This is a genomic window from Pseudomonas berkeleyensis (genome assembly GCF_014109765.1).
In the GTDB taxonomy this organism is placed as follows: Bacteria; Pseudomonadota; Gammaproteobacteria; order Pseudomonadales; family Pseudomonadaceae; genus Aquipseudomonas; species Aquipseudomonas berkeleyensis.
Map to the genome: position 1 here is coordinate 5,078,111 of NZ_CP059139.1, position 22,852 is coordinate 5,100,962.

Annotated in this window: 18 protein-coding genes; 14 read left to right on the forward strand and 4 right to left on the reverse strand. The window is 63.8% G+C overall.

All coding sequences use genetic code 11. The features are described from left to right. The first annotated feature begins 2 nt into the window (after nt 1–2). Genes HS968_RS23670 through HS968_RS23685 form a run of 4 tightly spaced genes read left to right on the forward strand, consistent with a single transcriptional unit; the run spans nt 3 to nt 2,896 of the window. The gene (locus HS968_RS23670) at nt 3–515 is read left to right on the forward strand and encodes a chemotaxis protein CheW (RefSeq protein WP_119694175.1); all 513 of its coding nucleotides are present in this window, start codon (nt 3–5) and stop codon (nt 513–515) included. Continuing rightward, complete coding sequence (locus HS968_RS23675; protein WP_119694174.1) at nt 512–1,333, forward strand: CheR family methyltransferase; 822 nt, start codon at nt 512–514, stop codon at nt 1,331–1,333. Before HS968_RS23670 ends, HS968_RS23675 begins: the two co-directional genes overlap by 4 nt. Then, nucleotides 1,326–1,844 (forward strand): chemotaxis protein CheD, encoded by a 519-nt coding sequence (locus HS968_RS23680; RefSeq protein ID WP_119694173.1) that lies wholly within the window; start codon nt 1,326–1,328, stop codon nt 1,842–1,844. The genes HS968_RS23675 and HS968_RS23680 overlap by 8 nt, the downstream gene beginning before the upstream one ends. Beyond that, a complete protein-coding gene (locus tag HS968_RS23685) occupies nt 1,841–2,896 on the forward strand; it encodes a protein-glutamate methylesterase/protein-glutamine glutaminase (protein WP_182368932.1) in 1,056 nt (351 codons plus the stop codon). Before HS968_RS23680 ends, HS968_RS23685 begins: the two co-directional genes overlap by 4 nt. A 57-nt stretch (nt 2,897–2,953) precedes the next feature. Here HS968_RS23685 and HS968_RS23690 read toward each other — a convergent pair whose 3' ends face one another. Next, nucleotides 2,954–4,717: a sensor histidine kinase gene (locus tag HS968_RS23690; protein ID WP_182368933.1), complete on the reverse strand. Its 1,764-nt coding sequence runs from the start codon at nt 4,715–4,717 to the stop codon at nt 2,954–2,956. Between the two features lie 56 nt (nt 4,718–4,773). Continuing rightward, entirely contained in the window at nt 4,774–5,463 is a 690-nt protein-coding gene (locus tag HS968_RS23695) for a response regulator (protein ID WP_182368934.1), read from the reverse strand. Nucleotides 5,464–6,102: 639 nt separating this feature from the next. Between HS968_RS23695 and HS968_RS23700 the strand changes: the two genes are divergently transcribed. The 7 genes from HS968_RS23700 to HS968_RS23730 all read left to right on the forward strand — a co-directional run bounded on the left by HS968_RS23700 (nt 6,103) and on the right by HS968_RS23730 (nt 17,453). Beyond that, nucleotides 6,103–9,450 (forward strand): GLUG motif-containing protein, encoded by a 3,348-nt coding sequence (locus tag HS968_RS23700; RefSeq protein ID WP_182368935.1) that lies wholly within the window; start codon nt 6,103–6,105, stop codon nt 9,448–9,450. A 3-nt stretch (nt 9,451–9,453) separates the two neighbouring features. Further along, complete coding sequence (locus tag HS968_RS23705) at nt 9,454–11,106, forward strand: ShlB/FhaC/HecB family hemolysin secretion/activation protein (RefSeq protein WP_182368936.1); 1,653 nt, start codon at nt 9,454–9,456, stop codon at nt 11,104–11,106. A 251-nt stretch (nt 11,107–11,357) separates the two neighbouring features. After that, nucleotides 11,358–12,533, forward strand: a complete 1,176-nt coding sequence (locus tag HS968_RS23710) for a ShlB/FhaC/HecB family hemolysin secretion/activation protein (RefSeq protein WP_182368937.1) — start codon at nt 11,358–11,360, stop codon at nt 12,531–12,533. A 204-nt stretch (nt 12,534–12,737) separates the two neighbouring features. Beyond that, nucleotides 12,738–14,576, forward strand: a complete 1,839-nt coding sequence (gene ilvD / locus HS968_RS23715) for a dihydroxy-acid dehydratase (protein WP_182368938.1) — start codon at nt 12,738–12,740, stop codon at nt 14,574–14,576. 120 nt (nt 14,577–14,696) lie between these two features. Further along, complete coding sequence (locus tag HS968_RS23720; RefSeq protein ID WP_182368939.1) at nt 14,697–15,155, forward strand: metallophosphoesterase family protein; 459 nt, start codon at nt 14,697–14,699, stop codon at nt 15,153–15,155. Between the two features lie 243 nt (nt 15,156–15,398). Further along, nucleotides 15,399–15,926 (forward strand): lactoylglutathione lyase, encoded by a 528-nt coding sequence (gene gloA / locus HS968_RS23725; RefSeq protein WP_182368941.1) that lies wholly within the window; start codon nt 15,399–15,401, stop codon nt 15,924–15,926. Between the two features lie 156 nt (nt 15,927–16,082). Next, the gene (locus HS968_RS23730) at nt 16,083–17,453 is read left to right on the forward strand and encodes a nucleobase:cation symporter-2 family protein (RefSeq protein WP_182368942.1); all 1,371 of its coding nucleotides are present in this window, start codon (nt 16,083–16,085) and stop codon (nt 17,451–17,453) included. Nucleotides 17,454–17,456: 3 nt separating this feature from the next. Here HS968_RS23730 and HS968_RS23735 read toward each other — a convergent pair whose 3' ends face one another. Beyond that, entirely contained in the window at nt 17,457–18,104 is a 648-nt protein-coding gene (locus tag HS968_RS23735; RefSeq protein ID WP_182368943.1) for a YitT family protein, read from the reverse strand. A 113-nt stretch (nt 18,105–18,217) separates the two neighbouring features. Continuing rightward, complete coding sequence (locus HS968_RS23740; RefSeq protein ID WP_238338876.1) at nt 18,218–18,736, reverse strand: dihydrofolate reductase; 519 nt, start codon at nt 18,734–18,736, stop codon at nt 18,218–18,220. Nucleotides 18,737–18,866: 130 nt separating this feature from the next. Here HS968_RS23740 and HS968_RS23745 point away from each other — a divergent pair, with 130 nt between their 5' ends. The 3 genes from HS968_RS23745 to HS968_RS23755 are packed head-to-tail and all read left to right on the forward strand — an operon-like array spanning nt 18,867 to nt 22,827. After that, nucleotides 18,867–20,009, forward strand: coding sequence for a glycerophosphodiester phosphodiesterase (locus tag HS968_RS23745; protein WP_407681638.1), 1,143 nt, complete (start codon nt 18,867–18,869; stop codon nt 20,007–20,009). Nucleotides 20,010–20,054: 45 nt separating this feature from the next. After that, nucleotides 20,055–21,461: a DUF2868 domain-containing protein gene (locus HS968_RS23750; protein WP_179622879.1), complete on the forward strand. Its 1,407-nt coding sequence runs from the start codon at nt 20,055–20,057 to the stop codon at nt 21,459–21,461. Continuing rightward, complete coding sequence (locus HS968_RS23755; protein WP_179622880.1) at nt 21,454–22,827, forward strand: GTPase/DUF3482 domain-containing protein; 1,374 nt, start codon at nt 21,454–21,456, stop codon at nt 22,825–22,827. Before HS968_RS23750 ends, HS968_RS23755 begins: the two co-directional genes overlap by 8 nt. Nucleotides 22,828–22,852 lie beyond the last annotated feature (25 nt).

The following is a 22,852-nucleotide window of genomic DNA, read 5'->3' on the forward strand; positions in this document are numbered from 1 at the left end:
CGATGGCTGCCGCAATCAGCAATGCCGCCGGCCAGTACCTGACGTTTACCCTGGCTCAGGAGCTGTTCGCCGTCGATATCCATGCCGTACGCGAGATCATCGAGTACGGCCGGCTGACCAGCGTACCGATGATGCCGCCGAGCATACTTGGCGTCATCAACCTACGTGGGGCTGTCGTGCCGGTCATCGATCTTGGCCTGCGCTTCGGCGGCAGTGCCACGGCGATCGGCCCACGTACCTGCATCGTCATACTGGAAATCGCCTCGACTGAGGGGCTACGCGTCATCGGCATGGTGGTCGAAGCGGTCAACGAAGTGCTGGAGCTGGGTAGCGGGCAGATCGAGCCCGCCCCAAGCTTCGGTAATCATATCCGCGCAGACTTCATTCGCGGCATGGGCAAGCTGGATGATCGGCTGGTCGTGCTGCTCGATGTTGGTCGGGTGCTATCGGATGATGAAATAGCGCTGCTGGAGCAAGCCAGCGCACACCGCGGGACGATGCAGGACAATCCATGAGCAGCAACACCGCCATCGCCCTGAGTGACCTGGAGTTTGCCAAGTTTCGCCAGCTGATCTACGAGATCGCCGGCATCAGCCTTTCCGATGCAAAGAAACCGCTGGTAGCCGGGCGGCTGAGCAAGCGCCTGCGCGAGTTCGAGCTCGACAGCTACGGCGAATACTTCCGTCGCCTGAGCCAGAGTCCGGCAGAGCTGCAGACGTGCGTCGATCTGCTGACCACCAACGAAACCTACTTCTTTCGCGAACCCAAGCATTTCGACTTCCTGCGTGAGCGCCTTATCCAGCCAGGGCTGATTCCCAGCGGGCGGCCCCTGCGCATCTGGAGTGGTGCCTGCTCCAGCGGTGAGGAGCCGTACAGCATTGCACTGCTGCTGGCTGACGTACTCGGCGACAAACCTTGGGAGATCCTTGCGTCGGATATCAGCCAGCGGGTGCTGGATCGCGCCCGTGCCGGGGTCTATCGTGTGCAGGACAGCGAAGATATCCCGCGCCGGATGCTGGTCAGCCACTGTTTTCGCGGCGTTGGCGCCAACGAGGGCAATCTGCTTATCGACCCGGCACTGCGTCGCCGGGTGCGCTTCGAGCAGATCAACCTGAACAACTCATTGCCGGAAGTCGGTCAATTCGATGTGATCTTCCTGCGTAACGTCATGATCTACTTCGATGGTGAAACCAAGCGTCAGGTCGTGAAGCGCCTGCTGAGTCGCCTGCGCCCAGGTGGTTACTTTCTGATCAGCCATTCGGAAAGCCTCAACGGCATCGATGAGACGCTCAAGGTCGTGAAACCGTCGATCTACCGCAAACCCGATGCCTAGGCCTGCTGCACCACGTGACGTCTACCTGCAACCCGGCGATCTGCACTTCGCAGGCGTCGGCACGCGCATCCGTACCCTGCTCGGCTCTTGCGTCTCGCTGGTGTTCTGGCATCCGCGCCATCGATTGGGCGGCATGTGCCACTACATGCTGCCAACCCGGGGCATGCCTGGCCCAAAGCTCGATGGCCGCTATGGCGATGAAGCCATGCTCCTGCTCCTGGAGGCCATCAGCGCGCGCGGCACCCGGGCCAGTGAGTATCACCTGCGTATTTTCGGAGGCGGCAACATGTTCCCCAACGTCGGCGCGCGAGCCACGCGTCACGTCGGCCAGCAAAACATCGACATGGCACATCAACTGATTGCCAGACACGGCCTGGTGAGCCATGGCGAACACGTCGGTGGCACTGGGCACCGACACCTGATCTTCGATATCTGGAGCGGCCAGTTGGCCCTGAAGCAATCCCCCCTAGTAGCTGACAGTGGATGTCCCACTGGAGTACAACCTGCATGAAACCCATCAAAGTCATGATCGTCGACGACTCTGCCGTCGTCCGCCAGGTATTGGCCTCGGTGCTGGCAGCCGACCCGGCGATCGAGGTTCTGGGCACCGCTGCCGATCCGCTGTTCGCCCTGAGCAAGATGGAGCGTGAGTGGCCGGACGTGATCGTCCTCGACGTGGAAATGCCGCGCATGGACGGCATCACCTTCCTCAAGAAACTCATGGCTGAACGCCCGACACCGGTCGTGATCTGCTCGACACTGACCGAGAAAGGCGCCAGCACCACCATGCAGGCCCTCGCTGCAGGCGCGGTGAGCATCGTCACCAAGCCGCAGGTCAACCTGAGCAAGTTTCTGGTCAATGCCAGCGATGATCTGCTCGGCGCGGTGAAAGCTGCCGCGCGCGCCAACATGCGCCAACTGGCCAAGAGCAAAGCTCCGGTGCAACCCAAACTGGGCGCCGATGCCGTGATCCCGGCAGGCCAGCCGGCCATGGCCCGCACCACCGAGCGTGTGGTGGCCATCGGCACCTCCACCGGCGGCACTCAGGCGCTGGAATATATCCTCACCGCCCTGCCGCGGGTCTGCCCCGGCATCGTCATCGTCCAGCACATGCCGGAGCGCTTCACCGCTGCCTTCGCCGAGCGCCTCAACGGCCTCTGTCAGATCGAGGTGCTGGAGGCGCGCCATGGCGACCGCGTCATGCCCGGTCGAGCCCTGATCGCCCCCGGCGGCCGCCATATGCTGCTCAAACGCAGCGGTGCGCAGTATATGGTCGAGGTGGTCGACGGCCCGCCAGTCAGTCGCCACAAACCCTCGGTGGACGTGCTGTTTCGCTCCACCGCCCGCGCCGCCGGCGCCAATGCCACCGGCATCATCATGACCGGGATGGGCGACGATGGCGCCCGCGGCCTGCGTGAAATGTTCGAGGCCGGCGCCCAGACCTTCGGCCAGGACGAAGCCAGCTGCGTGGTCTATGGCATGCCCAAGGAAGCGAAGAAACTCGGCGCGGTCAGCCGCGAGATTCCGCTGGAGCAGATTCCCGCTGCCATCCTGCGCAGTTAGCCTGATCGCTGGCAGTCGCACCTACGCCTTTACGACTGCCAGCGGAAAACCCTCAAATCATTCGTGTGAGGCGACCACAGGCTCGCCATGAATGATTGCAATCAGTATCGTTTCACCGGAGCGAGACTCGATCCGCAGTTGCCCTCCCATGCGCTCGATGCGCATGCGCATGCTGCTCATACCGACCCCGGTACCGGCGGCCAACACCTCATCCACGTCGAAGCCGCGGCCGTTGTCACGGATCCACAAGCTCAGGCCGTGTTCCGACTCGGCACGCACGCCGACCTCAAGACGCGTGGCGCCGGCGTGCTTGAGCACATTGGTCAGGGCCTCTTCGAGAAAGCGCGTCAGGGCCAGCAGCTGCGGCGCCGTGAACGCCCCCGGCCAGTGCTCCGGCAGACGCCAGTGCGATTCAATGCCCAAGTCGTCGAACAGGTCAATGAAGCGCCGCCGTAACGGCGCCAGCCACTCCTGCGGCGACGGCCAGACTGGCACCGAGGACGAGCCGTCGATGACGTCGCGCAGATCGCTGCGCAGTGTCTTCAGCACCGACAGGAACTGGCCGTCCTTGAGCCCGTCACCATGTTCCATGCGAGTGATCGAGCGCATCAGCGAGCTGCCCAGACCATCATGCAGGTCATGAGTCAGGCGCAGCCGTTCGTTGAGGCGGATGTTGTCGGCTTCCAGCTGATGCTCGCGCTGCAGTGTCTGGGTCAGTTCCGCGCGCGTACTCTCCACCCTGGCCAGCAGATCGTCATTGAAACGCTCGATACGTTTCAGGCTGCTGGCGAAGCGCATGGCCAGGGTCAGGAACATCACCACCGAAATCAACGGCGCGACCAGAAGCGCATAGACGCCTTGACCACCCAGAATGCCAGCAAAGGTCAGCACCTCGAAGACCGTCCCCGAAAAAATGCACACCCCCAGCACGATCAGGTGAATCTCACGCGCGCGACAGGCATGCCACAGCAGTTGCAGGCAGACCACGGGCAAGGGCACCCGGAGGACAACGGCAGAGAGCATCTGCAGCATCGCAATCTGCGCCTTCGGCAGCAACAGAGCGGCCACGCACAGCACCAGGGCCAAACCCCAGAGCACGCGCCCACAGCGTGGAAAACGTATGCCAGCGAACGTCCAGATGAACAGGCAAAACGCCGGGCAATACAACGCCAGCGCCATCAAACTCAGGCGATCCCAGACCTCGCCATTGGCGAACGGCCAGGACGAGGTCAGCAGCAGATTGACGATGCCCAATGACCACAGCAGCGAAGCCAGCGCGAACCAGCCAAAGGCACGCTCCTGGCGCCGGAACAGCCAGAAGGTGAAAAACGGCACGCCCATCACCAGAGAAACCAGCAGGTTGATGTAGACGAGCTCACGTTGCTGTAGCAACTGCGTGCGGTACTCTGCCCAGACCTGCTCGGCTACTCCCAACCGCACCGTACCCAGCCCCGGCGCCGCATGCTCCGAGCCGACCAGGCGAATCCATAGGGTATTGGCTTCTTGCTGACTGGAGGCCGGCAACAACCAGTAGCGCGGAAGGTTCCAGCTACGCGACAGCGGCTCGACCAGGCGTTCGTCACGCCAGAGCAGATCGTCGTTGAGCCACACCTCACCGGCCATCACCATGCGGGAGATATTCAGCGCCAGCGGCTCGCCGGCGCAGTCGGCCTGCCAGTCCAGCCGATACCACACAGGCCCCAGAAAGCCCGGCCAGTGGCGCTGCCACAGATCCGGCAGCGTTACAGCCTGCCAGCCGTCCATCGGGCGCACGCCCGCCTCGCCCCGCTCGGGGGCAGCCATGATGCGGGTGATGTTCACCTGACAGCTCGCCTGCGCCAGGCTCGAAAGCCAAGGCAACAGGGCGAGCAACAGCGTCAGAACAACAAGCCGCGTTGCCGAGCCTCGCTCACCGCGCGGGTACGCGACGAAACGGCCAGCTTGCGGTAAATCCGTTTGATATGGCATTCGACGGTATAGCGGGAAATGGTCAACTGGTCGGCGATTTCCCGGTTGCTCAGACCGCGGGAAACCCATTCGAGAATCTCGCTCTCGCGGGCGCTCAGTGCTTCTGCTTCGCTCAGGTCGCTGGGCTTGTGCGATGGCGCTGCCGGCAACAGGGTGAGGATGCGCCGGGCGATGAACGGGTCGATGGGCGCGCCGCCACGCAGCACGCTGCGAATCGACAGGCTCACCTCCAGATCATCACGCTCCTTGAGCAAATACCCCGTTGCACCAGCCCGTAATGCACCCAGGATCGCCTCCTCGGTGCTCCAGGCCGAAATCACCAAAATCCACAACGCAGGATCCTCCGCGCGCAACTCCTGGATCAGCTCGATGCCATTGCCATCGGGCAGGCCCAGATCCACCAACACCATCGCCACCGGCTGCTGGCTGACATGCGCACGCGCCTCGCCCAGATTCACCGCAAAGCTCACCACCTCATCGGCATAACCAATTTCCCCAAGCACCCGCGCCAACCGCTGACGCATCAGCGGGTCGTCCTCGACCACCAGCACCGGCGCGGGTAGCAGAACATCATCGGGAGCAGGGCTGGCAGTCGACATCAGTGCAGGGGTACTCAGAGCGAGTCAGTGAACAGCGGCGAGTGTGGCACGCCATCGTGGCGCTCGCCTATCACCGAAATCAGGTATAGCCAGGCCTTGCATGCGACGCCGGGAATCGCACCAGTTCTTCCTGCCATGCCCCCGAGCCTGCGTGAGAGGCGCTTTAGCGGCGATCCGTTTTAGCGGCAACGCTTGTGGTGGATCATTCAGATCCTTCCCCACGCTCCGCGTACGAATGCAGCCACGGACGCTCTGCGTCGGATGTTGCACGCCGCCTAGCCCAAACGGGCGCAGCGCGGCCTGGCCTCGCTCCCATGCTGGTGCATGGGCACAATCACAAACAATCGCGGCTAAAGCCCCTCCCACGAGCACGCTACTGACCCTGTGGGAGGCGCCGGGCGGCGATCCGCTTTAGCGGCGAATTTAACGGGCCATACGCGGGCCCTGCATCACCACAACCCGCGCTCGCATCACCAAAAAAATCACCGAAATTACCTAGTTTCAGTGATAGCCAGTCGCCAACACCTCCCGTCCAATATCCCCTTCTTGTAGGCCTGTGGGTCAGCCGCCGCCTGCACGTCATATTTCCGGTTTGCGCCTAGGCGAACCGGCCGGTTTTGATCGTTAAAGGGATTGCACATGAACCGCACCTATGCCCTCGTCTGGAATCACGCCCTGCGCGCCTGGAGCGTCGCCCACGAACACGCCCGCCGTCGCGGCAAGGGCGCAGGTGCGGTACTTGCCGCGGCACTCTCGCTACCGCTCACGGCATTTGCCGCCGACCTGCCCACCGGTGGCCAGGTGGTCGCCGGGCAAGGGCAGATCGGCACGCCCAGCGCCAACCAGATGGTCATCGACCAGGCCAGCAACAAACTGGCCATCGACTGGCAGAGCTTCGATATCGCCGCCGGCAACAAGGTGACCTTCAACCAGCCTGGCAGCGACTCGATTGCGCTCAACCGCGTGCTCGGCGCCGACGGCTCGAAGATCATGGGCCAGCTCGATGCCAATGGCCGGGTGTTCCTGATCAACCCCAACGGCGTGCTGTTCGGTGCCGGTGCGCAGGTGAATGTCAGTGGGCTGGTGGCCTCCACGCTGGATATCAGCAACAGCGATTTCGCGGCGGGCAACTACAGGTTCAAGGGCGATGGCAGTAACGCCAGCGTGATCAACAACGGTCAAATAACCGCAGCCGACGGCGGCAGCATCGCCCTGCTCGGCGGCACGGTGAGCAACAACGGCGTGATCGTCGCAAACCAGGGCAGCGTGGCCATGGCCGCTGGCAATGCGGTGACCCTGGATTTTGCCGGTGATGGCCTGCTCAACGTGCAGGTCGATGAAGCCGTGGTCGATGCCCTGGTGGAAAACCACCAACTGATCAAAGCCGATGGCGGCCAGGTGCTGCTCACCGCCAATGCCGGTGAAGCGCTGCTCAAGACAGTGGTCAACAACACCGGCGTGATCGAAGCTCAAACCCTCGGCGAGAAGGACGGCAAGATCGTTCTGCTCGGCGATTTCGACGGCGGCACCGTGCAAGTGGCCGGCACCCTGGACGCCAGCGCGCCCAAGGGTGGCAACGGCGGCTTTATCGAAACCTCCGGCGCCCATGTAAAAGTGGCTGACAGCGCCAAGGTCACCACCAAGGCGCAGAGTGGCAAGACCGGTACCTGGTTGATCGACCCCAACGACTTTACCGTCGCCGCCAGCGGTGGCGATATGACCGGTGCTGCAGTGTCAGCAGCGGTACAGAGCAACAACTTCGAAATCCAGACCGCCAACCAGGGCACCCCAGGCGGTAATGGCGATATCCACGTCAATGACGTCATCACCTGGAGTAGCGCCAACACCCTGACGCTCAACGCAGAACGCAACATCAATATCAACGCCGCTATCACCGCCAGCGACGCTGGAGGCAAGGTCGCCCTGAAGTACGGCCAGAGCAGTACCGATGGCGGCACGGCGGACTACCACATCAAGGCGCCGATCAACCTGCAAAGCGGTGACAACTTCAGCACCCTGAAAGGCTCGAGCGGCAGCGTGATCACCTACAACGTAGTCAATGATGCCGCTGCACTGCAGGCCATGAAGGACAACCCGATCGGCAACTATGCCCTGGGCAGTGATATTGACCTCAGCAGCATCGCCAACTGGGAGCCTGTGGGTAGTAACGCCAGTCGATTCACCGGCCAGTTGGCCGGCCTGGGCCATACCCTCAGTAACCTCACCATCACCCGCAACAGTACCAACTATGTCGGTTTGTTCGGCTATACCGGCAGCAGCAGTGTGATCCGCGATATTGGCCTGGTCGGGGGCAGCGTGACGGGCCGAATCTTTGCTGGTGGGCTGGCCGGATACAACTCCGGCACCATCAGCAACGCCTATGCCACCGGCAATGTGACAGGCAGCAACAACGTCGGCGGGCTAATCGGAACCAACTACGGCACCATCAGCAACGCCTATGCCACCGGCACGGTGTCGGGCAGCAACATTGTCGGCGGGCTGATCGGATACAACAGCGGCACCATCAGCAACGCCTATGCCACTGGCGCTGTGACAGGCAACGACATGGTCGGCGGGCTGGTCGGACAAAACAACTCCGGCACCATCAGCAACGCCTATGCCACCGGCACTGTCACAGGCAGCAACTTCTACGTCGGCGGGCTGATCGGATACAACAGTTCCGGCAACATCAGCAGCGCCTATGCCACCGGCACTGTCACAGGCAGCAACCTCTACGTCGGCGGGCTGGTTGGAGTAAACGACTACGGCACCATCAGCAACGCCTATGCCACCGGCAATGTGACTAGCACCTCCGACTACGTCGGTGGGCTGCTCGGATTCAACTCCGGCACCATTAGCAACGCCTATGCCACTGGTGCTGTGACAGGCAACGACCTGGTCGGCGGGCTGCTCGGACAAAACTACTCCGGCACCATCAGCAACACCTATGCCACCGGCACTGTGTCGGGCAACTACTATGTCGGCGGGCTGTTCGGACAAAACAGCTCCGGCACCATCAGCAACACCTATGCCGCCGGCACTGTGTCGGGCAACTACTACGTCGGCGGGCTGCTCGGATACAACTACGGCAACATCAGCAACGCCTATGCCACCGGCAATGTCACAGGCAGCAACCTCTACGTCGGCGGGCTGGTTGGATTAAGCGACGGCGGCACCATCAGCAACGCCTATGCTACCGGCAATGTGACTAGCACCTCCGAATACGTCGGCGGTCTGATCGGAATCAACTCCGGCACCATTATCAACGCCTATGCCACCGGCACTGTGTCGGGCTACAACTACGTCGGCGGGCTGGTCGCATACAACGACTCCGTCTATGGCACCATTAGCAACGCCTATGCCACTGGCTCTGTGACAGGCAACGGCGGCGTCGGTGGGCTGGTCGCATACAACGATTCCGGCACCATCAGCAACACCTATGCCACTGGCACTGTGTCGGGCAGCAACAGTGTCGGCGGGCTGGTCGCATACAGCTCCGGCACCATCAGCAAAAGCTTCTACGCCACCACCGATGCAGACGGCAACGCCATTAACAACGGAGGTGGCACGAGTGACGTATTCACCGGCAATAGCAATGGCAGCGCCAAAACCCTGACTGCACTGAGTGATCCAACGACTTACGCAGGCTGGGATTCCAGCATCTGGACACTACCGGGTGTCGACGTCAGCAAACCCGGCTACAGCTTTGCTTTGCCTTTCCTCACGGCGGTGACCCGTAAAGGCGATATCGTTCGCCGCCTTACGCCAGCGAGCCCGTCGAGCACGAGCGCTATTGATCAAATCACCAACAACCCGTCCTACCTCGCCGCACTGACCTACAACAAGCAGACCGTTCCGACTGAGGGCCAGCAGCAGGCTCAGGAATCCAGCGCATTGGCCCCGGACATGCTGGTCACCAACCCACTCGATGAGCGCCTGAACCTGCAGGTCATCAACACCGGCATCCGCCTGCCAGAAGGAATCTGATTCATGCGTTTCGTTTATCCCTTTATCGGCGGGGCTCTGTCCCTGCTGTCGCTGTCGCTGATGGCCGCCACCCTGCCGGATGCCGGCCAGTCGCAGCAGAATATCGACCAGCGCCCACTGCAATTGCCTGGCAAGCAGCGTCTGGAACTGAACCTGCCCGATACCCCTTCAGCCGAGGCAACGACCAGCGGGCCGAGCCTGCAGGTCAAGGGTTTCACTCTGCAGGGCAACAGCGCCGTCGCCAGCGAGGAGCTGCTGGCGCTGCTCGCCGATCTGCAAGGCCGCACGGTGTCGCTTGGCGAGTTGCAGGCCGGCGCCAATCGCATTACCCGGCTGTACCGCGAGCGCGGTTATCCGCTGGCGCGGGCTTATATTCCGGCGCAGGAAATCGACGGCGGTGTGGTGCAGATCGCGGTGATGGAAGGCCGCTATGGCGAGGTCGGGCTGAACAACACTTCGCGGGTCTCCGACGCCGCCCTGGCGCCGATAACCCAGCTCAAGTCGGGCGATGCAGTGCGCTCTGCCCCTCTGGAGCGCAGCCTGCTGCTGCTCGCTGATACGCCCGGGGTGGAGGTGAAATCCACCCTCAAGCCGGGCGCTTCGGTCGGCGCCACCGACCTGCTGGTGGACGTGCAGTCCGGCCCGCTGCTATCCGGCTCGGTGGATGCCGACAACTACGGCAACCGCTTCACCGGCGAGTACCGCCTGGGCGGCACGCTGAACGTCAACAGCCCACTGGGCCTGGGCGATCGCCTGTCGCTGCGCGCCATGGGCTCGGATGAAGACCAACAATACGGGCGCATCGCCTACCAGTTGCCGATTGGCCCCTGGGCCACGCAGGTGGGCGTGGCCTACTCGGACATGGACTACCAACTGGCCAAGGACTTCGAGGATCTCGATGCCCACGGTAATGCGCGCATCACCAGTGCCTACGCGATCCAGCCGCTGGTGCGTAGCCGCGACTTTTCCCTGTACGCCCAGCTGCAGTACGACGACAAGCGCCTGAAGGACGATATCGACCAGTTCGACAGCAAGAGCGACAAGCGCTCGCGGGTGGTCACCACCAGCCTCAACGGCAACAGCCGCGACCAGTTGTTCGGCGGTGGCGTCAACAGCTTCGCCCTGGCCTGGAGCCAGGGCAGCCTGAATATCGACGGCGCGGCCAATCAGCGTGTCGACGACCTGAGCGCCGGCACACGCGGCCAGTTCCACAAGCTCAATCCGAGCCTGGTGCGCCTGCAACGCCTGACTGATCGTTTCAGCCTGTACGGCCAGCTGCAAGGCCAGTGGGCCGACGGCAACCTGGACAGCTCGGAGAAGCTCAGCCTCGGCGGCGCCTATGGCGTACGCGCCTACCCGCAGGGCGAAGCGTCCGGTGATCAGGGCTGGCTGGCCAACCTGGAACTGCGTTACGCACTGACCGAAGCCTGGCAACTCAACACCTTCGTCGACCATGGCGAAGTGCGCCTGAACAAGGACACCTGGAGCGACGGCGAAAACCACCGCAGGCTGTCGGCAGCCGGTGTAGGCGCGCGCTGGGCGGCACATGACTGGCAGGTCAACGCGGTGGCGGCCTGGAAGCTGGGCAACGACGACCCGCAGAGCGATGTCGACCGCAGCCCGCGAGTATGGGTACAGGTGGTGCGGTTTTTCTAAGAGCCTCGGTACCATAATCACCGCGGCTAAAGCGCCTTCCCACACTGCAAAGCAGATCCCCGTAGGAGCGGCTTCAGCCGCGAGCTTTTCTGAAAATCTAGTGAATCCGGGCTGCCTGCGCAGGGGGCGGCTCGAAATCACCTCGGCAGAACTTGCACAGAGATGGCATAAGGCCATATCTTGCCTCGCTACTGCGTGCTCACGAATACCGTCCTGAGCTTCGCCCCCAACGATCATCTCGGTATTTCTGTATGCGCCTGGCCTCCCGCCTGTTGTCCGCATTCTCCATGCTGCCGTTTGCCTGCCTCGCCAATGCCTCTGCAGCAGATCTGCTGTCCTTTCAGGAAATCGCCGACCTGCCGTCACGCAGCAGCCTGACCCTGGGCGACACCCACTACCAACCGCCACAAGACCTGAGCGCGATGCCATTTATCAGCGGTGCTATCGCACTTGACAACTTCGGTGGCCATGACGACAAGGGCCGGCTCGCCACGGGTCTCAACCTGCGTGGCCTGCTCACCCCGAGCGACCTGCTAAGCCTGCGCAGCATGGGTTCAGCCGAGGAAGGCCATTACCACTGGGGCGCTTACCACCTGGAGATCGGCCCCTGGTCCAGCCGGCTGGGCTTCATCTTCTCGGATCTGTCCTACGAACTGGGCGGCGAACTGGAGATACTCGCCGCCAAGGGCAAGACCCGCACGGCCAGTGCCTTCATCCTCCAGCCACTGCTTGCCAGTGAAGCATTGAGCCTCGAGGCCCGGTTGCAGTTCGATGACAAGCGCCTGCAGGACGAGATCGGCGTGCTGCACATGAACAGCGAGAAACGCTCCCGCGTGCTCGACTACGAACTAGGCACCACCGCCCACGAGCCTTGGCTGAACAACGCGACCACTACCCTGGCGCTGAACTGGCGTGAAGGTCACCTGAACATCGAGGGTTCGCCCTATACCCTGGTCGGTAAGGCCGACCCTGGTCATTTCAGCGTGCTGCGCGCCAAGCTGGCCCGCCTGCAACCGCTAAGCGAACGCTTGAGCCTGTATGTGCACGTTCTGGGCCAGTGGAGCCGTGACAATCTCGATGATTCGGAAAAGCTCTATATCGGTGGCGTGTTCGGCACGCGCTCAGCCGAGCAGACCGACGCATTCGGTGACCGCGGCTGGCAGGCCAGCGCCGAGCTGCGTTACGCCCTGAGCGACAGCTGGCAACTGGTGGCCTTCGCCGATCATGGTCAGGCCCGGCTCAATACTCCTAGCCTGATCTATGACACAGTACCGCGTCGCCTCTCCAGCAAGGGCCTTGGTGCGAAATGGGCGACTCACGCCTGGAGCATCAGCGCACTGGCCGGCTGGAAGGTCGGCGATCACCCGGCACAACGCGACAGCGAACGCCAGCCACGCATCTGGGCACAGCTGGCCTACCGCTTCTGAGGGGCGGCAGACCGCCGACCTTTCCCCCAACGACTGCAGCGGCGTAGAATCAGGCGATTCCTCGCCAGGCATCCCCGGCGGGCCTGTGAGCCCTGGCCGCACGAGTGGTGATCCCGTCTCGTCATGCAGCCTTTCCCCGCGCGGCAATCAGCCGCCCTGATCCGCTCACCGCACACACAACCGAATTAGCCGCAGGAAACCGTCATGCCTGATTACCGCTCGAAAACCTCCACCCACGGCCGCAACATGGCCGGCGCCCGCGCCCTGTGGCGCGCCACCGGGATGAAGGACGAAGACTTCAAGAAACCGATCATCGCCATTGCCAACTCCTTCACCCAGTTCGTGCCCGGTCACGTGCACCTGAAGGATCTGGGCCAACTGGTCGCCCGCGAGATCGAGAAGCACGGCGGTGTAGCGAAAGAATTCAACACCATCGCCGTCGACGACGGCATCGCCATGGGCCACGACGGCATGCTCTATTCGCTGCCGAGCCGCGAGATCATCGCCGACTCCGTCGAATACATGGTCAACGCCCACTGCGCCGACGCCATCGTCTGCATCTCCAATTGCGACAAGATCACCCCCGGCATGCTGATGGCCGCCCTGCGCCTGAACATCCCGGTGGTGTTCGTATCCGGTGGCCCGATGGAAGCCGGCAAGACCAAGCTGGCCAGTCATGGTCTGGATCTGGTCGACGCCATGGTCATCGCCGCCGACTCCAGCGCCTCCGATGAGAAGGTCGCCGAGTACGAACGCAGCGCCTGCCCGACCTGCGGCAGTTGCTCCGGGATGTTCACCGCCAACTCGATGAACTGCCTGACCGAAGCCCTGGGCCTGTCCCTGCCGGGCAACGGTTCGACCCTGGCCACCCACAGCGACCGCGAGCAGCTGTTCCTGCGCGCCGGCCGTCTGGCCGTCGAGCTGTGCCAGCGCTACTACGGCGAAGGCGACGAGTCGGTACTGCCGCGCAACATCGCCAACTTCAAGGCGTTCGAGAACGCCATGATGCTCGACATCGCCATGGGCGGTTCGACCAACACCATCCTGCACCTGCTGGCCGCCGCCCAGGAAGCCGAGATCGACTTCGATCTGCGCGACATCGATCGCCTGTCGCGCAAGGTGCCGCAGCTGTGCAAGGTGGCGCCGAACATCCAGAAGTACCACATGGAAGACGTGCACCGCGCCGGCGGCATCTTCTCCATCCTCGGCGAACTGGCCCGTGGCGGCCTGCTGCACACCGACGTACACACCGTGCACACGCCGAACATGGCCGAAGCCATCGCCCAATGGGACATCACCCAGACCCAGGACGAGGCCGTTCACCACTTCTTCAAGGCAGGCCCTGCTGGCATCCCCAGCCAGACCGCGTTCAGCCAGAGCACCCGCTGGCCGAGCCTAGACATCGATCGTGCCGAAGGCTGCATCCGTAGCGTCGAGCACGCCTACTCGCAGGAGGGCGGCCTGGCCGTGCTGTACGGCAACATCGCTCTGGACGGCTGCGTGGTGAAGACCGCCGGCGTGGACGAGTCCATCCATGTGTTCGAAGGCAGCGCCAAGGTCTTCGAGAGCCAGGACAGCGCGGTCAAAGGCATCCTCGCCGACGAAGTGAAGGAAGGTGACATCGTCATCATCCGTTACGAAGGCCCGAAAGGCGGCCCGGGCATGCAGGAAATGCTCTATCCGACCAGCTACCTGAAGTCCAAGGGCCTGGGCAAGGCCTGCGCCCTGCTCACCGACGGTCGCTTCTCCGGCGGCACCAGCGGCCTGTCCATCGGCCACGCCTCGCCGGAAGCCGCTTCGGGCGGCGCCATCGGTCTGGTCAAGGACGGCGACAAGGTACTGATCGACATCCCCAACCGCAGCATCAACCTGCTGGTCAGCGATGAAGAACTGGCCGCCCGCCGCACCGAGCAGGACAAGAAAGGCTGGAAGCCGGCCGCACCGCGCACCCGCAAGGTGACCACGGCACTCAAGGCCTACGCTCTGCTCGCCACCAGCGCCGACAAGGGTGCGGTACGCAACAAGGCGCTGCTGGACGGCTGATTTTCAGCCCAGCAGCATGAAGAAGCCCGGCTCTGTGCCGGGCTTTTTTCTGTCTGCTGGTTTTGCATCTGACGGTGATCGCCCGCAAGCTGGCAACTCGGTCATACACGGGAGAAGCACATGCGCATCGGTCTGATCGCCGACACCCACAACCTGCTGCGCCCCGAGGCGCTGGCCGCGCTGCAGGGTGTCGATCACCTGATCCATGCCGGTGATATCGGCGGGCCGAATATTCTCGAACAGCTCGCACGAATCGCGCCGCTGTCGGTGGTACGCGGCAACAACGATCAGGAGCCATGGGCCGATGACATTCCCGAGCACCTGACCCTGAGCTTCGGCGCCATCACGCTGCATGTGCTGCATGACCTCAAGCAACTGGAGATCGACCCGGCTGCACAGGGCATCGATGTGGTGATCGCCGGCCACTCGCACAAGCCGCTGCACGAGGAACGTAACGGCGTGCTCTACCTCAACCCTGGTAGCGCAGGGCCACGGCGCTTCAAGCTGCCCATCGGCGTGGGCCTCCTGCATATCGAAGCTCGGCAGGTGCGGGCCGAACTGATCACGCTGCAGGTCTGATGCGGGAGCTGGAATTGAATTGGTGGGCTGAAGCGGATCGCCGCCCGGCCCCCCCCTACAGCCATGCCCGATCGAGTAGGGTGGGCTTCAGCCCACCAATCAAGACGCCACGCCAGCAAGACAGATGAAAGAGTCTCATCCACCCTGCTGTGACATGCGACCTTGAAAAACGCTATGGACGAAGCCATCTAGGTAAATACGGCCTTTTCGCGCCGACCCCATTCACGCCTGATGGAGAACCCCATGACCCTCGACGAGCTCAACGCCATTCCCGGCGTGACCGCCAAGCCCGACGTCGCCACCGCCGACTTCGTTTACAACCACACCATGATCCGCGTGAAGGATCTGCAGAAGTCGCTGGATTTCTACACCCGCGTGCTGGGCTTCACCCTGCTGGAGAAGAAGGAATTCCCCGAGGCCGAGTTCAGCCTGTACTTCCTCGCGCTGATCAATGACAAGTCGCAGATCCCGACCGACCCGGCCGCTCGCCACCAATGGCGCAAATCCATCCCCGGCGTGCTGGAGCTGACCTACAACTACGGCACCGAGAAAGACCCGGAGTTTTCCTACCACAGCGGCAACAGCGACCCGCGCGGCTTTGGTCACCTGTGCGTAGCAGTGCCGGACATCAAGGCCGCCTGCCAGCGTTTCGAAGACCTCGGCGTGACCTTCCAGAAGCGCCTCACCGACGGCCGTATGCGCGACATCGCCTTCATCAAGGATCCGGACGGCTACTGGGTGGAGATCATCCAGTTCACCGAGGTCGACTGACCGCCCACGATCTTCACGGCTAAAGCCCCTCCCACGAGCCGAATAACGGCCTGGCATTGCGTGGGAGGCGCTCTATCGCAAAGCCACTGGCATTGCCGACCGGCACGACCTGACACGCAACTCAGGTAGAATCGCCGCTTTTTCCGGTCGACTGCCATGAACAACCCTCAAATCCCCGAAGCACGCAACGAGCTGCTCTACGGCCTGGACGACAAGCCACGCCCGCTGGCCGCATTGCTTGCCGCGCTGCAGCACCTGCTCGCGATCATCGTGCCCATCGTCACTCCCGGCCTGCTGATCTGCCAGGCCATCGGCGTGTCGGCGCGCGATACCAACATCATCGTGTCGATGAGCCTGGTCATCTCCGGCATCGCCACCTACGTGCAGTGCCGCCGCTTCGGCCCGTTCGGCGCCGGCCTGCTGATCGTGCAGGGCACCAGCTTCAACTTCGTCGGCCCGCTGATCGCTGGCGGTGTACTGCTGGTCAATCAGGGCATGCCGGTGGAAACGGTGATGGCGACCATTTTCGGCGTGGTCATCGCCGGCTCGTTCATCGAGATGGGCGTGTCGCGCATCCTGCCGTTCATCAAGCGCCTGATCAGCCCGGTGGTCACCGGTATCGTGGTGCTGATGATCGGCCTGACCCTGATCAAGGTCGGCCTGATCAGCATGGGCGGTGGCTACGCGGCGATGGGCAATGGCACCTTCGCCAACGGCGAGAACCTGCTGCTGTCGGGCGTGGTACTGGGCGCCATCATCGTGCTCAACCGCCTGCCGCTGGTGTGGCTGCGCAGTTGCGCGATCATCATCGCCCTGGCCATCGGCTACGCCCTGGCCGCCTACCTGGGCCGCCTGGATTTCACCGGCATGCGCGAAGCAGCCCTGTTCCAGGTGCCGATGCCGCTGCACTTCGGCCTGGCCTTCTCTTGGAGCCTGTTCATTCCCATGGTGGTGATCTATCTGGTGACGTCTCTGGAAGCCATCGGCGACGTCACCGCCACCAGCAAGCTGTCGCGCCAGCCGGTCGAAGGCCCGCTGTGGATGCAACGGATCAAAGGCGGCGTACTGGTCAACGGCGCCAACTCGCTGCTGGCCGGCCTGTTCAATACCTTCCCCAGCTCGGTGTTCGCGCAGAATAACGGCATCATCCAGCTGACCGGTATCGCCAGCCGTCACGTTGGCATGTGGATCGCCGTAATGCTGGTGGTGCTCGGCCTGTTCCCGGCAGTGGCCGGTGTGCTGCAGGCGGTACCGGAGCCGGTGCTCGGTGGCGCGGCGCTGGTGATGTTCGGCGCAGTCGCTGCTGCTGGCATCAACATCCTCGCCGGCATCCAGCTGGATCGCCGCGCGCTGCTGATCATTTCGGTATCGCTGGCCCTCGGCCTGGGCTTCTCCCAGGTGCCGGAGTTCCTCGCGCACCTGCCGGCCGGGCTGCGCAGCGTGCTGGAATCGGGTGTCGCCACCGGTGGCATCTGCGCACTGCTGATGAACTGGTTCCTGCCGGAAACGCCAAAGCAGTCTGACTGAAACTCAGCTCACGCCGACATAACGATCGGCGCGGTGGTTGATGGCCAACACCAGGTTCAGCACCACCGCGCCGAGCACCGACAGCAACACCTTGTCCGGTGTCACCACGAACGCCGCCGCCAGCACGATGGCCGCATCGATGCCCATCTGCACCGCGCCCGCGCGCAGACCGAAGCGCTCCTGCAGATACAGCGCGAGGATGTTCACTCCGCCGAGGCTGGCGCGGTGACGAAACAGCATCAGCAGCCCCAGGCCCATGGCCGCGCCACCGAACACGGCAGCGTAGACACTGCTGAGATGGGAGAACGCGACCCACTGCGGCGTCAGCTCGGCCAGCAACGACACCAGCAGCACGGCGCAGCCCGTGCGCACGATGAACCCCCAGCCCAGGCGCCAGATACCCAGTAGGTAGAACGGCAGATTGACCAGGCAGAACACCAGGCCAAACGACCAGCCCGCCTGATAGTTGGCGAGAAAGGCGATGCCGACAGTACCGCCCGTGAGCAATCCGGCATGGGTATAGAACGCGATTCCCAGCGCCACCAGCGCAGTGCCGAACAGCATCGCCAGGGCATCCTCCCAAAGAGGATGGCGAATGAAGAGTGCAGCAACGGCATTCGGCCGCTCGTCGGCGGTCGATTGTTCAGTCATGGAAGAACCCGCAGCAAAGTGTACGAAAGCACGGCAAGGCAGAGGCAAGACGCTGGCCGCCGCGCAGCACCCGGAAAAGGCGCTGGCCGAGACGGCCGGAAAGATCGTTAGGATTATGTGTCGCGGCGTTCCCACACCTCGAAGGCGTAGAACGGTGTTTCAGCGGAAGCCGGATGCTCGACGCTGGAAGTCATGCGCCAATCGGCTTCGTTCACTTCGGGGAAGAACGCATCGCCCTCGGGATCGAGGCCGACACGGGTCAGGTACAGACGCTGCGCCAGCTCTAGCCCCTGCGCATAAAGCTGGGCGCCGCCGATCAGCATCAACTCTTCAGCATCTTCTTCACGCGCCCAGACATCGGCCCGCTCGATGGCGGCCTGCAACGTGGTGAACACCTCGGCGCCCTCCAGCGTCAGTCCAACCTGGCGGCTCACCACCAGATTGAGTCGGCCGGGCAACGGGCGCCCCAGCGAATCCCAGGTCTTGCGACCCATGATGATCGGCTTGCCCAGGGTCATCGCCTTGAAATGCTTGAGATCCGCCGGCAGGTGCCAGGGCAGTTGGTTATCGCGGCCGATCACGCGGTTGTGCGCGAGCGCGGCGATCAGGGAAAGGGGTAGAGTCTTGTTCATGGCGGCGAGCATAACAGAGCGCCGGATGCGCGAGCAGCCACCTTTGGCATGGCCGATTCGGAGATGGTCGCAGAATCGTCACACCTGATGAGGCAGGCTTGCCGCTCACGATGAACGAGGAAACGACCTGATGACCGCGACTTTCTTTCGCCCCTGGATGCTGCTCTGCGCTGGCCTGCTGATTGGCGCAGCGCCAGCACAGGCCGACAGCGTACAAGCTGCCATCGACTGGGCCCAGAGCCAACCCGGCGTGCAGCCATATCGCCCGCAAGGCGAGCAGACAGCGCTGATCATCGCCCACCGCGGCGCCAGTGGTTACGTCCCCGAGCACACCCTGGCCGCCTATGCCCTGGCCGTGATGCAGGGGGCCGACTATATCGAGCCGGATCTGGTGATGACGCGCGACGGCCAACTGGTGGCGCGTCACGACAACGAACTGGGGCTGACCACCGACGTCGCGCAGCACCCGGAATTCGCCGCGCGCAAGCGCACCCAGACGGTGGACGGCCGCAGCCTGGAAGGCTGGTTCAGCGAAGACTTCAGCCTCGCCGAACTGAAGACCCTGCGCGCCATTGAGCGCATCCCACAGGTGCGCCCGGCCAACACGCGCTTCGACGGCCAGTTCGAGATTCCTACCCTGCAGGAAATCATCGACCTGGTCAGAAGGCTGGAAGCCAGCCAGCAACGTGTCATCGGCCTGTATCCGGAGACCAAACACCCCACTCACTTCCAGCAGCTCGGCCTGGCGATGGAACGGCCGCTGCTGGCTGTGCTCGAACGCAACGGTTACGACAGCGCCGAGGCCCCGGTGTATATCCAGTCCTTCGAGGTGGAGAACCTCAAGACCCTCAGCGGCCTGACCTCCATCCGCCTGATCCAGCTGCTCTGGATGGAGGGCCAGCCCTTCGATCAACAGGCGCTCGGCAGTGATTTGAGCTACCCACGGATGATCACGCCTGAAGGCCTCAAGAGCATCGCCCGCTATGCCAGCGGCATCGGCCCGGAGAAAGGCATGCTCATCCCGCGTGACGCCACCGGCAAGCTGAGTACACCGACCACTCTGGTGCGCGACGCTCATGCCGCCGGCCTCAAGGTGCATCCCTACACCTTCCGCGCCGAAAACAACTTTCTGCCGGACGACCTGCGCAACGGCAACGACCCGGCTGAGCGCGGCGATATCGACGCGGAGCTGCGCGCCTTTCTCGCCAGCGGCATCGACGGCCTGTTCATCGACCAGCCGGACATCGCCGTACGCCTGCGCGACAAGCGCTGATTCGCACCTGGGCGGATCAGGGGTTATCCTCAACCTCTGATCCGCATGACGAGACGCCGCGTGACTGACGCCTCCTCCCCCACCCTTTTCCAACGCCTCTGGCTCAGCGAGACGATTCGCCTGCGCGAAGAACACGCCGGCCCCCTCGAAGATACCGAGGCCAATCGCCTGGCGCGCGCCGAAGGCGGCGACCTGGCAGAACGCATTCAGCACCGCGCCCTGCTGCTGGCGCGTCGCGATGGCCAGTGGCAAGCCCTGCTGCACTGGCTGCAGGGCGCACGTCTGGCCGGCCTGCTACTGATCGTGCTGGCCCTGCTCAGCGGTGCCGGCCTGGCCTTGGCCGCACTGGGTGATGGGCGCCAGCCGGTCAACGTGTTCTGGGCACTGGGTAGCCTGCTGGGCCTCAACGGCCTGCTGCTGATCGGCTGGTTGCTCGGCCTGCTGCTGACTCGCGACAACCCCGGCGCACTTGGACGCCTGTGGCTCTGGCTCAGCGAGAAACTGGCGCGCGACGCCAGCGCCGCGCAACTGGCCCCGGCCCTGCTGCTGATGCTGCAACGCCAACGCCTGACTCGCTGGGGCCTGGGCCTGATGGTCAACGGCTTGTGGACGCTGGCGATGCTCGCAGCGCTAATCACGCTGTTGTTGCTGCTCGCCACGCGCCGCTACGGCTTCGTCTGGGAAACCACCATCCTCGGCGGCGATACCTTCATCGCGCTGACCCAAACCATCGGCGCCCTGCCGGCCATGTTTGGTTTCAGCCTGCCGGACATCGAACTGATCCGCGCCAGCGGTGATGCCGCCATTGCCAGCGAAGCCGCCCGGCAGAGCTGGGCCGGCTGGCTGGTCGGCGTGCTGCTGGTCTATGGCCTGCTGCCACGCCTGCTGCTGGCGCTGTTTTGTCTGTGGCGCTGGCAGTCCGGCAAACGCGCGCTGCGCCTGGATCTCGACCTGCCTGGTTACGGCTTGTTGCGCCAGCGCCTGCAACCGGACAGCGAACGCCTCGGCATCTGCGACCTGGCACCCGCCGCGCTGCATCAGCCACAAGCGGGCACCAGCGCCCAAGAGGGCAGCGGCGCCCTGCTGCTTGGCCTGGAGCTGGACGACCGCCGCTCATGGCCACCAGCCTCCTTACCCCGAGGCGTGGCTGACGCCGGCGTCATCGACAGCCGTGAACAGCGCCGCCAGTTGCTCGAACAACTGACACGCTTCCCGCCCGAGCGTCTGGCCATCGCCTGCGATCCACGTCGCTCGCCCGATCGCGGCACCCTCGCACTGCTCGGCGAACTGGCGCGCTCGGCCTCGGCCACACGCATCTGGCTGCTGCCGCCAATGCCCGGCGAAATCCTGGACAGCGCACGCCTGGCCGACTGGCACCAGGCGCTGGATCAGCTACAGCTCACGCATCGCGACAGCTCGCCGCTTACCTGGCTGGAGACCGGCCATGACTGAGCCATTGAAACTCGCCCTGGTCGGCCACACCAATGTCGGCAAGACCTCGCTGCTGCGTACCCTGACCCGCGACATCGATTTCGGCGAGGTCTCGCCGCGCGCCAGCACCACCCGCCATGTCGAAGGCGCACGCCTGTCGGTGGATGGCCAGGCGCTGCTGGAGCTGTACGACACCCCGGGCCTGGAAGACGCCATCGCCCTGCTCGACTACCTGGAACGCCTCGACCGCCCCGGCGAGCGCCTGGATGGCCCGGCACGCCTGGCGCGTTTTCTCGAGGGCAGCGAGGCGCGCCAGCGTTACGAGCAGGAAGCCAAGGTACTGCGCCAGTTGCTGGCCTCCGATGCCGGGCTGTACGTGATCGACGTGCGCGAACCGGTGCTGGCCAAATACCGCGACGAACTGGCGGTACTCAACATGTGCGGCCGGCCGCTGCTGCCGGTGCTCAACTTCGTCGCCAGCGGCAGCCATCGTGAAAGCGAGTGGCGCGAGGCCCTGGCCCGCCTCGGCCTGCATGCGCTGGTGGCGTTCGACAGCGTTGCGCCACCCGAAGATGGCGAACGACGCCTGTATGAGAGTCTGGCCCTGCTGCTGGAGAAATCCCGCCCGCAGCTGCAACGGCTGATCGAAGATCACGAAGCGCAACGCCAGACCAGGCGCCAGGCCGGTAACCGGCTGATCGCCGAGCTGCTGATCGACTGCGCGGCCTGCCGTCGTAGCGTCGCCGCCCAGCCCGTGCTGGAGCAAGGCGCCATCACCGAATTGCGTGCTGCCATCCGCCAACGCGAGCAACGCTGCGTCGAAGCCCTACTACGCCTTTATGCCTTTCGCCGCGGCGATGCCATGGCCACCGACCTGCCACTGCTCGACGGCCGCTGGGGCGACGACCTGTTCAACCCGGAGACCCTCAAACAGCTCGGTATCAAGGTCGGCGGCGGCATGGCCGCTGGCGCCGCCACCGGTGTCGGCGTCGACCTGTTGGTCGGCGGCCTCACCCTCGGCGCGGCAGCAGCACTGGGCGCGGTGATCGGCGGCAGCGCACAGACCCTGCGCAACTACGGGGAAAGACTGAAGGGAAAATTGAAGGGCCAGCGCGAGCTGACCGTCGACGATGCCGTGCTGCGTCTGCTTGCCCTGCGCCAACAGCAGTTGCTGGCAGCACTGGACGTACGCGGCCACGCCGCCATGGACGCCATCGCGCTCAATGCCCCGCAGGAAGCGCTGTGGCGCCAGGGCAAGTTGCCGGCGCCACTGAACGTGGCCCGCGCTCACCCGGAGTGGTCATCTCTGAACCCCGGTGCCCGCCTGGAAGACGCCGAGCGCGGCGAACAGGTCGAACGCCTGCGCAGCGAAATCTCCGCCAGCTGAACCTATATAGAAGACTGTGAATTAC

Bases quoted from the DNA above. Each gene is read 5' to 3' on its own strand.
- HS968_RS23670 (WP_119694175.1), top strand. From the start codon at position 3: ATGGCTGCCGCAATCAGCAATGCCGCCGGCCAGTACCTGACGTTTACC.
- HS968_RS23675 (WP_119694174.1), top strand. From the start codon at position 512: ATGAGCAGCAACACCGCCATCGCCCTGAGTGACCTGGAGTTTGCCAAG.
- HS968_RS23680 (WP_119694173.1), top strand. From the start codon at position 1,326: ATGCCTAGGCCTGCTGCACCACGTGACGTCTACCTGCAACCCGGCGAT.
- HS968_RS23685 (WP_182368932.1), top strand. From the start codon at position 1,841: ATGAAACCCATCAAAGTCATGATCGTCGACGACTCTGCCGTCGTCCGC.
- HS968_RS23695 (WP_182368934.1), bottom strand. From the start codon at position 5,463: ATGTCGACTGCCAGCCCTGCTCCCGATGATGTTCTGCTACCCGCGCCG.
- HS968_RS23700 (WP_182368935.1), top strand. From the start codon at position 6,103: ATGAACCGCACCTATGCCCTCGTCTGGAATCACGCCCTGCGCGCCTGG.
- HS968_RS23705 (WP_182368936.1), top strand. From the start codon at position 9,454: ATGCGTTTCGTTTATCCCTTTATCGGCGGGGCTCTGTCCCTGCTGTCG.
- HS968_RS23710 (WP_182368937.1), top strand. From the start codon at position 11,358: ATGCGCCTGGCCTCCCGCCTGTTGTCCGCATTCTCCATGCTGCCGTTT.
- ilvD (WP_182368938.1), top strand. From the start codon at position 12,738: ATGCCTGATTACCGCTCGAAAACCTCCACCCACGGCCGCAACATGGCC.
- HS968_RS23720 (WP_182368939.1), top strand. From the start codon at position 14,697: ATGCGCATCGGTCTGATCGCCGACACCCACAACCTGCTGCGCCCCGAG.
- gloA (WP_182368941.1), top strand. From the start codon at position 15,399: ATGACCCTCGACGAGCTCAACGCCATTCCCGGCGTGACCGCCAAGCCC.
- HS968_RS23730 (WP_182368942.1), top strand. From the start codon at position 16,083: ATGAACAACCCTCAAATCCCCGAAGCACGCAACGAGCTGCTCTACGGC.
- HS968_RS23735 (WP_182368943.1), bottom strand. From the start codon at position 18,104: ATGACTGAACAATCGACCGCCGACGAGCGGCCGAATGCCGTTGCTGCA.
- HS968_RS23740 (WP_238338876.1), bottom strand. From the start codon at position 18,736: ATGAACAAGACTCTACCCCTTTCCCTGATCGCCGCGCTCGCGCACAAC.
- HS968_RS23745 (WP_407681638.1), top strand. From the start codon at position 18,867: ATGACCGCGACTTTCTTTCGCCCCTGGATGCTGCTCTGCGCTGGCCTG.
- HS968_RS23750 (WP_179622879.1), top strand. From the start codon at position 20,055: ATGACGAGACGCCGCGTGACTGACGCCTCCTCCCCCACCCTTTTCCAA.
- HS968_RS23755 (WP_179622880.1), top strand. From the start codon at position 21,454: ATGACTGAGCCATTGAAACTCGCCCTGGTCGGCCACACCAATGTCGGC.